We start from the raw sequence: 13,203 nt of genomic DNA, 5'->3' as shown, positions 1-13,203 counted from the left end.
TTCCTTTTACGTATCGGTCAGATAGTATCGCCGCTGAGCAGCGCATAAACTTTGAAGGCTGCCAAACTCTCACCATCACACATTAAAAATTGTTATCAATTTATAACAGCCATGTTACCCGTCTCAAAAGCAATGCCTGCCCCGTCTGCTATGCTTTTTTGCTAAGTCCATCATGATTTTCTCAGAAGTGTGAACTAACGCACTCATCTAACTCTTTTATTTCCAAGGAGTAATTATTTATGAACCAGCTAGACGGCATCAAAAAATTCACCACCGTGGTTGCAGACAGCGGCGATATCGAGTCGATTCGCCACTATCAGCCAGAGGACGCGACCACCAACCCTTCGCTGCTTCTGAAAGCGGCGGGGCTTGCCCATTTTAGCCATCTGATTGACGACGCGATTGCCTACGGTAAACAGCGCGGGAAAACGCAGGAGCAGCAGGTTGCTGAAGCCAGCGACAAGCTGGCGGTTAATTTTGGTGCGGAAATTCTGAAAAGCATTCCGGGGCGCGTGTCGACCGAAGTAGATGCCCGCCTCTCATTCGATCAGGAAAAGAGTATTAACAAAGCGCGCCGCCTGGTGGAGCTCTACCAGGAACAGGGGATCGATAAGTCACGCATTCTGATCAAGCTCGCGTCCACATGGGAAGGCATCCGCGCGGCAGAGGTTCTGGAAAAAGAGGGGATCCACTGCAACCTGACGCTGCTGTTCTCCTTTGCCCAGGCGCGCGCCTGTGCCGAAGCGGGCGTGTTCCTGATCTCGCCGTTTGTCGGGCGCATCTACGACTGGTATCAGGCGAAACAGCCGATGGACCCGTACGTGGTAGAGGAAGACCCTGGCGTGAAGTCGGTGCGTAATATCTACGACTATTACAAGCAACACCGCTACGAGACCATTGTGATGGGGGCCAGCTTCCGCCGCACCGAGCAGATCCTGGCGCTCGCAGGGTGTGACCGTCTGACCATCTCCCCTGACCTGCTGAAAAAGCTGCAGGAGAGCGACGAAACGGTGATCCGCAAGCTGGTGCCGACCTCTACCGTACTGCCAAAACCGAAAGCCATGACCGAAGCGGAGTTCCGCTGGGAGCATAATCAGGACCCTATGGCCGTGGAAAAACTGGCGGACGGCATCCGCCAGTTCGCCGTCGACCAGCGCAAACTCGAAGATCTTCTCGCCGCCAAACTTTAACCTTGCCACGGAGTGAACTATGTCCCGTAAAGAGCTCGCCAACGCCATTCGCGCCCTCAGCATGGATGCCGTACAAAAAGCCAATTCCGGCCACCCTGGCGCCCCGATGGGGATGGCCGATATTGCCGAAGTGCTGTGGAACGACTTCCTGAAGCACAACCCCACTGACCCAACCTGGTACGACCGCGACCGTTTTATTCTCTCCAACGGCCACGCCTCGATGCTGCTCTACAGCCTGCTGCACCTTTCCGGCTACGACCTGCCGCTTGAGGAGTTAAAAAACTTCCGCCAGCTGCACTCCAAAACGCCGGGCCACCCGGAGATCGGCTATACGCCGGGCGTGGAAACGACCACCGGCCCGCTGGGCCAGGGGCTGGCGAATGCCGTCGGCCTGGCAATTGCCGAGCGTACGCTGGCCGCGCAGTTCAACCAGCCCGACCACGAGATTGTCGATCACTACACCTACGTGTTTATGGGCGACGGCTGCCTGATGGAAGGGATCTCCCACGAGGTCTGCTCGCTGGCGGGCACGCTGGGGCTCGGCAAGCTGATTGGCTTCTATGACCACAACGGCATCTCCATCGACGGCGAAACCGAGGGCTGGTTTACCGACGACACGGCAAAACGCTTCGAGGCCTATCACTGGCACGTGGTGCACGAGATTGACGGCCACGATCCGGAAGCGGTAAAAAAAGCGATTCAGGAAGCGCAGAGCGTGAAGGACAAACCGTCCCTGATTATCTGCCGTACCACCATTGGCTTCGGCTCGCCGAACAAAGCGGGCAAAGAAGAGGCGCACGGCGCGGCGCTGGGCGAAGAGGAAGTGGCGCTGACCCGCCAGAAACTGGGCTGGAAATATCCGCCGTTTGAGATCCCGAAAGAGATCTACAGAGCATGGGACGCGCGCGAAGCGGGTGAAAAAGCGCAGCAGGCCTGGAACGAAAAATTTGCCGCCTACAAAAAAGCGCACCCGGAGCTGGCCGCCGAGTTTTCCCGCCGCATGAGCGGTGGCCTGCCGGAAGACTGGGACGATAAAACCCAGGCGCTGATAGAAAATCTGCATTCCAACCCGGCGAAAATCGCTACCCGTAAGGCATCGCAAAACACCCTGAACGCGATTGGCCCTCTCCTGCCTGAGCTGCTCGGCGGCTCGGCGGATCTGGCGCCAAGCAACCTGACCATCTGGTCAGGCTCTAAATCCCTGAAGGAAGACATTGCCGGGAACTACATCCACTACGGCGTGCGCGAGTTCGGGATGACCGCGATTGCTAACGGCATCGCCCATCACGGCGGCTTCATACCCTACACCGCCACCTTCCTGATGTTCGTCGAGTACGCCCGAAACGCGGCGCGTATGGCGGCGCTGATGAAGGCCCGGCAGATCATGGTCTACACCCACGACTCCATCGGGCTGGGGGAAGATGGCCCAACGCACCAGGCGGTAGAGCAGCTGGCAAGCCTGCGCCTGACGCCAAACTTCAGCACCTGGCGTCCGTGCGATCAGGTCGAAGCCGCGGTGGGCTGGAAGCTGGCCGTTGAGCGTCATAACGGACCTACGGCGCTGATCCTGTCGCGCCAGAACCTGGCGCAGATCGAGCGCACGCCGGAGCAGGTAAAAAACATCGCCCGCGGCGGCTATATTCTCAAGGACAGCGGCGGTAAGCCGGACGTGATCCTGATTGCCACCGGTTCCGAGGTGGAAATCACGGTGAAAGCGGCGGAGAAGCTGATCGCCGAAGGTCACGCGGTGCGCGTGGTATCTCTGCCTTCAACGGATATTTTTGACGCCCAGGACGAGGCGTATCGGGAATCGGTGCTGCCTTCCAGCGTTGCGGCGCGCGTGGCGGTGGAAGCGGGTATTGCCGACTACTGGTATAAGTACGTGGGGCTGAAAGGGGCAATTGTGGGCATGCGGGGTTACGGTGAATCCGCTCCTGCCGACAAACTGTTCCCGTATTTCGGCTTTACCGTTGAGAACGTGGTGGAGAAAGCGCTGAGCGTGTTGTAGTGCGACAGCGCTATCCGGCAAAACTAGCGAGTGATCCACAGCGTGGGCCAGGCGTCTGGCCCATTCCAGCTATCGCAGCTTGGCTCTTCCGCATAGCGCACCAGGCGGAAGCGCTGGCCGTCAAAACGCCAGCGCGTCTGGATCCCGCAGTCTCCAATACCGCGTCCCAGCGCCAGCGTCGTCAGCTCGCGCGTTTTCTCATCGAAGCGGGCGTTCATCAGCTCCATGTCGCTGCTCTGGCTGGAGGGGGTGAACGGCAGACGTAACCTGACGCTACGGGCGGCGAACGGTTTTTTACGTGAGACCTGCCACGCCAGATCGACCGTGTTATAGGCCCCCGCTTCACAGCTGACAATCAACAGCGCTTTGTCATCCGTTAATGCAGTGACGCGTACTTCACGACGGTTAGGATCCAGCGAGCACTGGCTATTGTTCATCCGCCACGTCCCATAATCCAGCAGATCGTTCAGCTCGCTATGCGTCAGCGGCGTCGGCGTCGGGTTCACCACGGCCACCTTTTTTAATGCCGGTGCAGGAGGCACGCTCAGCGGCGGGCTATCTCCTTTTTTAATCCATGCCGTTTCGCTGCCAACGCGCTTCTGCTGGGCGTCGATAAACAGCAGCGCCGCCTTCAGACCGACCAGCGAGATCGTCTGCTTCCCCCCGCGCAGGGTCAGCGCCTGCCCTTCCTGAATGGTTTTCAGAAACGTGGTGATGGTACCCGCATCGTCAGTTTTGAGATGCCAGGGGGTTAACTGCCAGTGCTGCGAATTGAGCTTTAACGGAACGTTGTCGAGCAGCAGGCGCGGGGCAATGTCAGGCTCTTTAACCGGCGGGGCCGAAAGCCCGCCGAGATCGATGCGCAGGCTGGCGTCCGTTTTCGCGCCTGCGCTACGGCTCAGCGTCATGACCAGACCGCGATGCTCGCCGGTATTCCGGGCAACACAAAAATTCTGGTTATTGCAGGTAACCTGCCAGTCTGAAAAAGACTGCTGCGCGGGCGCAGCCCACACCAGAGGTGCGGGTAGCACGCAGAAAAAGAAGAAAAGCAAAACGCAGTAGCGCATGAATGGCACAGCCCCGGAAACGAAAAGGTCAATCTGGGGCGTATCTTCGTGCCCAGGGCGGGCGGGCTCAATCGGATTTATCGGATAGATTTATCTGAAATACACCTTATCACGACATCGGTTTAGGGTTCATTACGCCGCTGGTTTGCAGATACTGTAACAGGATCACCGCTTTACCGTCGCGGATCTCGCCGCTTTTCACCATCTCAACGGCCTGGGTGAAAGGCATTTCCAGCACTTCAATGTCTTCATCCTCCACGCCGCCGCCGCGATGCGTGCGCTGGGCATCGGTGTATTCCGCAATGAAGAAATGGACCAGCTCGGTCACCCCGCCAGGGGACATGAAAAGCTCAAAGACTTTTTGCACCTCGCCCACTTCAAAACCGGTCTCCTCAACGGCCTCCTTGCGGATGCAGACTTCCGGCTCATCGTCATCAAGCAGGCCGGCGCAGGTTTCAATCAGGCGCCCGTCCGCATTGCCGTTGACCCAGGTCGCGACCCGAAACTGGCGAATCAGCACTACGCTTTGCTTTTCACGGTTATACAGCAGAATGGTTGCGCCATTGCCCCGGTCGTAGACTTCGCGTTTGTGGCGAATCACGTCACCGTTCTTACGGGTTAAATCGTAAGTGATGTTACGCAGGACAAAGTAATTTTCAGAAAGGATTTTGTCTTTGATAACGGTAATGTTCAGGGACATACGGGCTCCACGGCTAAATGAGTCTGTTTATACTACCCCGTGAAGCCCGCTTTGTCGTCCGTCGGCTCAGGCGGCGCGTTACTTCTCGCCAGATTTCAGGTTAATGCCCAAAGCGGCTTTTGGATCAATAACCTTATCTTTAGTATGAATAAGCTATTTGCTCGCCACCGCGTTATCAGGCAATGTACAACTGCCCATGACCTGTGGCTGAGCCATTTTATGCAGAGATCCGTTCCGTGACCGTTAAACGCCCCGTTTCCGGAAGCCTTGCCTGGGCTTTCTTTTCGATCATTGCCCTGTCCGTGCTGACCAGCACCGTCGCGCTGCTGACGCTTGCCAGCAGCCAGCGTGACGCCGAAGCTATCAACATTGCGGGATCGCTGCGCATGCAGAGCTACCGCCTCGGCTACGAGATGCAGCGCAACAGCCCCTCCCTTATGGCGCATCGTGAGAACTGGCAGCGAACGTTAAGCGCGCCTTCCCTGGAGAAGCTGAACCGCTGGTACGTCCCGGACAACGTCAAGGCGCGCTATCAGCAGCTGCATGTGGCCTGGCTGGACATGGACAAGCACATCGCCCGCGGCGACAGCGCATGGTATGACGCTCACATTGAGGATTTTGTCGGCCGTATTGATGCCTTTGTGCTCGCCCTCCAGCACTACACCGAAAATAAAATCCAGACGGTGACGCTCCTCTCTCTGGCTGGCGCGCTCGGGATCCTGCTGCTGACGCTGTTTACCCTGCGGCGCATCCGTCGCCAGGTGGTGTTGCCGCTGAACAACCTGGTGGCCGCCAGCGAACGCATTGAGCGAGGGGAATTTACCACCCCGGCGCCGGACACCGCGCTCCCCAACGAGCTGGGCCAGCTCTCCCGCGCCTTCAACCATATGTCGGGCGAGCTACATACTCTCTATCGGTCGCTCGAAGCCTCCGTCGCGGAAAAGACGCGGCATTTGCATGAAGCCCACCAGCAGCTCGACATGCTGTTCAAATGCTCCCAGGCGCTGAATACCGGGCAGATAGACAGCCTGTGCTTCCGGCATATTTTGCAGATTGTGCATGAATACACGCAGATGAATTACCTGGAGCTACGCACCAGCGACGACTGGCGGCTGTGTGAAGGAACAGAGGTGAGCGGCATTTCTCTGCAAACCCTGCCGGTGCTGATGCAGGATACCCTCTACGGCGAGCTGCGCTGGCAAAGCGAGACGGGCAGCGTTCCTCTTCCGCTGATGAGAAGCGTGGCGACCATGCTCGGGCGTGGGCTGTACTTTAACCAGGCGCAGAAGCATTACCAGCAGCTGCTGCTGATGGAGGAGCGCGCCACCATCGCCCGCGAGCTGCATGATTCGCTGGCGCAGGTACTCTCCTATTTGCGGATCCAGCTCACGCTGCTTAAACACGCCGTGCCGGCGGAAAATGCCTCCGCGCAGACGATCATCACCGACTTCTCCCGCGAGCTGAACAACGCCTGGCAGCAGCTGCGCGAGCTGCTGACCACCTTCCGCCTGACGCTAAACCATGCGAATTTACCCGCGGCGCTGCAGGAGTCTCTCGATGCCCTGCAGAGCCAGACGCAGGCGAAGCTGCACCTCGACTGCCGCCTCTCCACCCTGGCGCTTGACGCGCAGAAGCAAGTGCATTTGCTGCAGATCGTGCGGGAGGCCGTCCTGAATGCAATTAAGCACGCGCAGGCCAGCGAGATCACCGTCAGTTGCGTGACCGCCGTGGACGGCACGCACAGCGTCAGCATTCGCGACAACGGCATCGGGATTGGCGAGGCCAGCGAGCCGCCGGGACACTACGGGCTGAACATTATGCGAGAACGCGCGCAACGGCTCGGCGGAATGCTGCACTTCTCGCAGCCGCAAAACGGCGGCACGCAGGTCAGCGTGACGTTCCCCGCACCCGCGCCGTTAACAGGTAAATAACGGTAAAGGGTGAAGCGCCGGGAAAAGCGCATGATAATTTACATTATCTCCTTTATTTCTCCACGTTTGGCCTGGGCCTTACCGCTAAAGTGATGCGGGCAATAAACAATAATGACGTGCAGCAAAACGAGGTCACACTTTCATGGCGAATTTTTTCATCGATCGCCCCATTTTTGCCTGGGTGCTTGCCATCCTGTTGTGTCTGACAGGTGTCCTGGCGATTACTTCTCTTCCCGTTGAGCAATATCCCGATCTGGCACCGCCGAACGTGCGTGTCACAGCAAACTACCCCGGCGCGTCCGCACAAACGCTGGAAAATACCGTGACGCAGGTTATCGAGCAGAACATGACGGGTCTGGATAATCTGATGTACATGTCCTCCCAAAGCAGCGCCACGGGACAGGCTACGGTTACCCTGAGCTTTGAGGCGGGCACCGACCCGGACGAAGCGGTGCAGCAGGTACAAAACCAGCTGCAGTCGGCCATGCGTAAACTGCCCCAGGCCGTGCAGAACCAGGGCGTCACCGTGCGTAAAACCGGTGATACCAACATTCTGACCATCGCGTTTGTCTCCACCGATGGCTCAATGGATAAACAGGACATTGCGGACTACGTCGCCAGTAATATTCAGGACCCGCTCAGCCGTATTAACGGCGTGGGGGATATCGACGCCTATGGCTCACAGTACTCGATGCGTATCTGGCTCGATCCCAACAAGCTGAACAGCTATCAGATGACGGCGACCGACGTGACGGACGCCATCAAAGCACAGAACGCCCAAATTGCCGTGGGGCAACTGGGAGGCACGCCTTCCGTCGATAAACAGGCCCTGAACGCCACCATTAATTCGCAATCTCTGCTTCAGACCCCGGACCAGTTCCGCAACATCACCCTGCGCGTGAATCAGGATGGTTCAGAAGTGCGTCTGGGCGACGTTGCTAAGGTGGAAATGGGTGCGGAGAAATACGATTACCTGAGCCGCTTTAACGGCAACCCGGCCTCTGGACTGGGAATTAAGCTGGCCTCCGGCGCAAACGAAATGGCGACGGCGAAGCTGGTATTGGACCGTCTGGATGAGCTGTCGCAGTATTTCCCGCACGGGCTGGAGTACAAGGTCGCCTATGAAACCACCTCCTTCGTTAAAGCCTCGATTGAGGACGTAGTCAAAACCCTGCTGGAAGCGATCGCCCTGGTGTTCCTGGTCATGTACCTGTTCCTGCAAAACTTCCGCGCCACGCTGATCCCCACCATTGCCGTCCCGGTGGTGCTGCTGGGCACCTTTGCGGTGCTTTACGCGTTCGGCTACAGCATCAACACCCTGACGATGTTTGCTATGGTGCTGGCGATTGGCCTGCTGGTGGACGATGCTATCGTGGTGGTCGAAAACGTCGAGCGCATCATGAGCGAAGAGGGGCTTTCCCCGCGTCAGGCGACGCGTAAATCGATGGGACAAATTCAGGGGGCGTTGGTCGGTATCGCGATGGTGCTGTCGGCGGTCTTTATCCCGATGGCCTTCTTTGGCGGTACAACCGGGGCGATTTACCGTCAGTTCTCAATCACCATCGTCTCGGCGATGGTGCTCTCCGTACTGGTGGCGCTGATCCTCACTCCCGCGCTCTGCGCCACCCTGCTTAAGCCGCTGCACAAAGGGGAACATCACGGCCAGAAAGGGTTCTTCGGCTGGTTTAACCGCATGTTCAACCGCAACGCCGAGCGGTATGAATCTGCCGTCGGTAAAGTGCTACACCGCAGCCTGCGCTGGATGATGATTTACGTTGTGCTGCTGGGCGGCATGGTGTGGCTGTTCCTGCATCTTCCCACCTCGTTCCTGCCGCAGGAAGACCGGGGGATGTTCATCACCTCGGTGCAGCTCCCGAGCGGATCCACCCAGCAGCAGACGCTGAAGGTGGTTCAGAACGTTGAGCAGTACTTCTTCACCAAAGAGAAAAATAACGTTGTTTCGGTCTTCTCTACCGTCGGCTCCGGCCCGGGCGGGAACGGGCAGAACGTTGCCCGCATGTTTGTCCGCCTGAAAGACTGGGACGAACGCGATGCCAGAACGGGAACCTCGTTCGCCATCATTGAACGCGCAACCAAAGCGTTTGCCCGCATTAAAGAGGCGCGCGTCTTTGCCAGCAGCCCGCCCGCGATCAGCGGCCTGGGCAGTTCCGCCGGGTTTGATATGGAGCTACAGGATCACGCCGGCGCGGGCCACTCGGCCCTGATGGCCGCGCGCGATAAGCTGCTAGAACTAGCAGGGAAAGACCCCGGCCTGACCCGCGTTCGTCACAACGGTCTTGACGACAGCCCGCAGCTTCAGGTGGATATCGACCAGCGTAAGGCGCAGGCGCTGGGCGTGTCGATCGAGGATATCAACGACACCCTGCAAACCGCATGGGGCTCAAGCTACGTAAATGACTTTATGGATCGCGGCCGCGTGAAAAAAGTGTATGTCCAGGCAGCCGCGCCGTTCCGCATGTTGCCGGATGATATTAACCGCTGGTTTGTACGCAATAATTCTGGCGGAATGGTCCCCTTCTCCGCCTTTGCCACCTCGCGCTGGGAGAGCGGTTCGCCGCGCCTGGAGCGCTATAACGGCTATTCGGCAGTTGAAATCGTCGGGGAAGCCGCGCCGGGCGTCAGCACCGGTACCGCCATGGACACGATGGAAAAACTGGTGCAGCAGTTGCCCGCCGGTTTTGGTCTGGAATGGACGGCCATGTCTTACCAGGAACGCCTCTCCGGGGCGCAGGCCCCTGCCCTCTATGCGCTTTCTTTGCTGGTGGTCTTCCTCTGCCTTGCCGCGCTGTATGAGAGCTGGTCGGTTCCGTTCTCGGTCATGCTGGTGGTGCCGCTTGGGGTTATCGGTGCGCTGCTGGCGACCTGGATGCGCGGCCTGGAGAACGACGTTTACTTCCAGGTGGGGCTACTTACGGTGATCGGCTTGTCGGCGAAAAACGCCATTCTGATCGTTGAGTTTGCCAACGAGATGAATGCCAAAGGCCACGAGCTGATGGCCGCCACGCTGCACGCCTGCCGCCAGCGCCTACGTCCGATCCTGATGACCTCACTGGCGTTTATTTTTGGCGTACTGCCGATGGCAACCAGCACGGGTGCAGGCTCAAGCAGCCAGCATGCGGTGGGTACCGGCGTCATGGGTGGGATGATTTCGGCCACCATCCTGGCGATTTATTTTGTGCCGCTGTTCTTTGTGCTGGTGCGTCGTCGCTTCCCGCTCCGGGAGCGACAGGAATAACCCGCAGTCATAAAAAAGGCGGCTTAATCGGCCGCCTTTTTATTGTGTGATTAATTCACACTATGGTTATTTTACTTATTTTAGTGCTCTTGCAATTCTTACTGAATGTCATTTACGAAGCATGCCTTCGATAAAATCTTTCCAGTTCCCCAGTTCACGTTCAATCATAACAACCTCTCTTATTATTATGCGCATTCTACGAAAACGTATCATCATTGTGAAGACTGTTTAACCAATCGCTGTGATTGTACCCCGCCACCGTTGGGGATTTATGATAAATATGAACGGAGGAGTTTAAATTTTGTGTGACGGCCAGCAATATTTTGAAATAACCCTACGAACGGGTGAGTTTTATTTTAGGCGCTGAGTTTATTCAGAATTTAAACACGGTGGACATCTATGCTTAAATGGTGAAAGTATATTCAGCGTACAAGTGTGAGTTGAATTAAGAAGAAGTGTAAATCCAGAGCATTCCTGAGTGTGTTATATTCCACTTAAAGATATATCTTCGAATTTACTGAACGTTTAATCGCCATAAGAGCAAAAGGATTCAACATGGTTGTGATGTACGGCATTAAAAATTGCGACACCATCAAAAAAGCACGCCGCTGGCTGGAAACTAATAACGTCGAGTACCGCTTCCACGATTATCGTGCCGACGGGCTTGATGCAGAATTTCTGCATACCGCCATTAACGAACTGGGATGGGAAGCGCTGCTGAACACCCGCGGCACCACCTGGCGTAAGCTGGACGAATCCGTGCGCGCCAGCATCAAAGACGCCGACAGCGCGGCAAAGTTGATGCTCGACATGCCGGCAATTATCAAACGCCCATTGCTCTGCAAGCCAGGTCAGCCTATGCTGCTGGGTTTCAGTGAAACCCTTTATTCTGACTTTTTCGTAGAGGTGTAGTGTATGTCATGCCCGGTCATTGAGCTGACTCAACAGCTTATTCGCCGTCCCTCCCTTAGCCCGGACGACGCAGGTTGTCAGGCATTAATGATTGAGCGCCTGCGCGCCATCGGTTTTACCGTTGAGCGCATGGATTTTGGCGACACCCAGAACTTCTGGGCGTGGCGTGGCCAGGGCGAAACGCTGGCCTTTGCCGGGCACACTGACGTCGTTCCCGCGGGTGACGCCGATCGCTGGATTAATCCGCCGTTTGAGCCGACCATCCGCGATGGCATGCTCTTCGGCCGCGGCGCGGCAGACATGAAAGGTTCGCTGGCGGCAATGGTTGTGGCGGCAGAGCGCTTTGTGGCTCAGCATCCGAACCACAAAAACCGTCTCGCGTTCTTGATCACCTCCGATGAAGAAGCCAGCGCCCATAACGGTACCGTGAAGGTCGTTGAGGCGCTGATGGCGCGCAATGAACGTCTTGACTACTGTCTGGTCGGCGAGCCGTCCAGTACCGAAGTGGTGGGTGATGTCGTCAAAAATGGTCGCCGCGGCTCGCTGACCTGTAACCTGACCATACATGGGGTTCAGGGGCACGTGGCCTACCCGCATCTGGCCGATAACCCGGTCCACCGTGCCGCGCCAATGCTGAACGAACTGGTAGGCATCGAGTGGGATAAAGGCAACGAGTTCTTCCCGCCGACCAGCATGCAGATCGCCAACGTCAAGGCCGGAACCGGCAGCAACAACGTCATCCCGGGAGATTTCTTTGTCCAGTTCAACTTCCGCTTCAGTACCGAACTGACCGACGAGACGATCAAAGCGCGCGTTGTCGCTCTGCTGGAAAAATACAACCTGCGCTACACCGTTGACTGGTGGCTTTCCGGCCAGCCGTTCCTGACGCAGCGCGGCAAGCTAGTGGATGCGGTGGTGAACGCCATTGAGCACTATAATGAAATTAAGCCGCAGCTGCTGACGACGGGCGGCACCTCAGACGGACGCTTTATCGCCCGCATGGGTGCACAGGTTGTCGAACTGGGTCCGGTTAACGCGACGATTCACAAAATCAACGAGTGTGTGAACGCAGCCGATTTACAACTACTGGCCCGCATGTATCAACGTATTATGGAGCAACTCGTCGCCTGACGAGCGCTCAGAGAGGAATAGCGAATGGATTGGCTTGCAAAGTACTGGTGGATTCTGGTGCTGGTGTTTCTGGTCGGCGTACTGCTGAACGTGATTAAAGACCTTAAGCGCGTTGACCACAAAAAGTTTCTCGCGAATAAGCCGGATCTCCCGCCGCACCGTGATTTTAACGACAAGTGGGACGATGACGACGACTGGCCGAAGAAAGACCAGAAGAAGTAATCGGTCTGTATCCCCTCTCCTGTGGAGAGGGGATAACCTCACATAAACTCAACAATATCATCATCATTCGGCTTACCGCCGCTGAGCGCTTCATCAAAGTAGTGCTTCGGCACGGTATAGCGCAGATGGTCGAGCGCAAACTGCATGCTGCGGTCGTCGATCGCGTGGCCCAGATCGTCAACAATATCCAGCGTCACATCCCCGCCCTCGCGCACCAGCGCTTCCTGGGCAGCTACCGCATGCGAAAGCTCAATCACCCGATCTTCACCACCGTGAATGAGATGGATGGTGGTCTGCGTGGTCGCGCTTGTCGGTAGCGTTGCATAACGCCCGTTAAAGGCGATGACGCGTGAAGCCAGACCGGGCTGCGCTTTTACGCTTTCCAGCGACATGATTGACCCCTGCGAGAAGCCAATCAGCGCCGTTGCGTCAGCGCCTACGCCGCTCTGCTGCTGCCAGTAGCGCACGATGTCGATAAACGTGGGCATGATCGCATCAATGCGCGCCTGACGGTTCTCCTCCGTCACTCCCTGAACCGGGAACCACTGCCGTCCGTCTGGACCGCACGGCTCCACGCCGCCGATGCTGACGATCAATGCTTCCGGAAAAACGGGCGCAAACCAGCGGCCAATCTGTCCCATATTGACGGCATTATCGCCCACGCCATGAAACAGGAGCAGTAACTGTTTAGCCGGTTTGTCAGGGCTTTGAACAACAAAATGGTCGTGTTTCATGGCGGTCTCCTTAATTGATGAGCAGGATTTTACGCCTCTGCGGGGTAATGAC

General features: G+C 57.1%; 11 protein-coding genes. 7 read left to right on the top strand and 4 right to left on the bottom strand.

Features of this window, described 5'->3' with window-relative positions:
- Positions 1–239: 239 nt before the first annotated feature.
- Both tal and tkt read left to right on the top strand, forming a co-directional pair.
- The gene (gene tal, locus IM291_RS06905; RefSeq protein ID WP_192971225.1) at positions 240–1,190 is read left to right on the top strand and encodes a transaldolase; all 951 of its coding nucleotides are present in this window, start codon (positions 240–242) and stop codon (positions 1,188–1,190) included.
- A gap of 19 nt (positions 1,191–1,209) precedes the next feature.
- Positions 1,210–3,198, top strand: coding sequence for a transketolase (gene tkt, locus IM291_RS06900; RefSeq protein WP_048999960.1), 1,989 nt, complete (start codon positions 1,210–1,212; stop codon positions 3,196–3,198).
- A gap of 23 nt (positions 3,199–3,221) precedes the next feature.
- Here the strand turns inward: tkt and IM291_RS06895 are convergent, their stop codons facing one another.
- Both IM291_RS06895 and nudK read right to left on the bottom strand, forming a co-directional pair.
- Positions 3,222–4,265, bottom strand: a complete 1,044-nt coding sequence (locus IM291_RS06895; protein ID WP_048999959.1) for a DUF1176 domain-containing protein — start codon at positions 4,263–4,265, stop codon at positions 3,222–3,224.
- Between the two features lie 109 nt (positions 4,266–4,374).
- Positions 4,375–4,965, bottom strand: a complete 591-nt coding sequence (gene nudK / locus IM291_RS06890) for a GDP-mannose pyrophosphatase NudK (protein WP_048999957.1) — start codon at positions 4,963–4,965, stop codon at positions 4,375–4,377.
- A 236-nt stretch (positions 4,966–5,201) separates the two neighbouring features.
- On the opposite strand from nudK, the gene narQ reads away from it, so the two are divergent.
- Positions 5,202–6,896 carry a nitrate/nitrite two-component system sensor histidine kinase NarQ gene (narQ, locus tag IM291_RS06885; protein WP_028014013.1) on the top strand — a complete coding sequence of 565 codons (1,695 nt, stop codon included), beginning with the start codon at positions 5,202–5,204 and terminating at the stop codon, positions 6,894–6,896.
- Positions 6,897–7,038: 142 nt separating this feature from the next.
- Positions 7,039–10,152 (top strand): multidrug efflux RND transporter permease AcrD, encoded by a 3,114-nt coding sequence (acrD, locus tag IM291_RS06880; RefSeq protein ID WP_048999955.1) that lies wholly within the window; start codon positions 7,039–7,041, stop codon positions 10,150–10,152.
- 108 nt (positions 10,153–10,260) lie between these two features.
- On the opposite strand, the gene ypfM is transcribed toward acrD, so the two are convergent.
- Complete coding sequence (gene ypfM / locus IM291_RS06875; RefSeq protein ID WP_015572204.1) at positions 10,261–10,320, bottom strand: protein YpfM; 60 nt, start codon at positions 10,318–10,320, stop codon at positions 10,261–10,263.
- A 387-nt stretch (positions 10,321–10,707) separates the two neighbouring features.
- Between ypfM and IM291_RS06870 the strand changes: the two genes are divergently transcribed.
- From IM291_RS06870 to IM291_RS06860, 3 genes are read left to right on the top strand one after another with little or no spacing between them, the layout of a single operon-like run.
- Positions 10,708–11,064, top strand: coding sequence for an ArsC family reductase (locus IM291_RS06870; protein WP_028014015.1), 357 nt, complete (start codon positions 10,708–10,710; stop codon positions 11,062–11,064).
- 3 nt (positions 11,065–11,067) lie between these two features.
- On the top strand, positions 11,068–12,195 hold the full coding sequence (gene dapE, locus IM291_RS06865) for a succinyl-diaminopimelate desuccinylase (protein ID WP_028014016.1): 1,128 nt from the start codon (positions 11,068–11,070) through the stop codon (positions 12,193–12,195).
- Between the two features lie 24 nt (positions 12,196–12,219).
- Positions 12,220–12,417, top strand: a complete 198-nt coding sequence (locus IM291_RS06860) for a YpfN family protein (protein WP_013098222.1) — start codon at positions 12,220–12,222, stop codon at positions 12,415–12,417.
- Between the two features lie 38 nt (positions 12,418–12,455).
- On the opposite strand, the gene ypfH is transcribed toward IM291_RS06860, so the two are convergent.
- On the bottom strand, positions 12,456–13,151 hold the full coding sequence (ypfH, locus tag IM291_RS06855) for an esterase (protein ID WP_028014017.1): 696 nt from the start codon (positions 13,149–13,151) through the stop codon (positions 12,456–12,458).
- Positions 13,152–13,203: the final 52 nt, after the last annotated feature.

This window comes from Enterobacter cloacae complex sp. P27C, assembly GCF_014895705.1.
GTDB classification, from domain to species: Bacteria; Pseudomonadota; Gammaproteobacteria; order Enterobacterales; family Enterobacteriaceae; genus Enterobacter; species Enterobacter bugandensis.
Note: the sequence above shows the minus strand (reverse complement) of the source record. Positions and strands in the feature narration are given on the sequence as shown.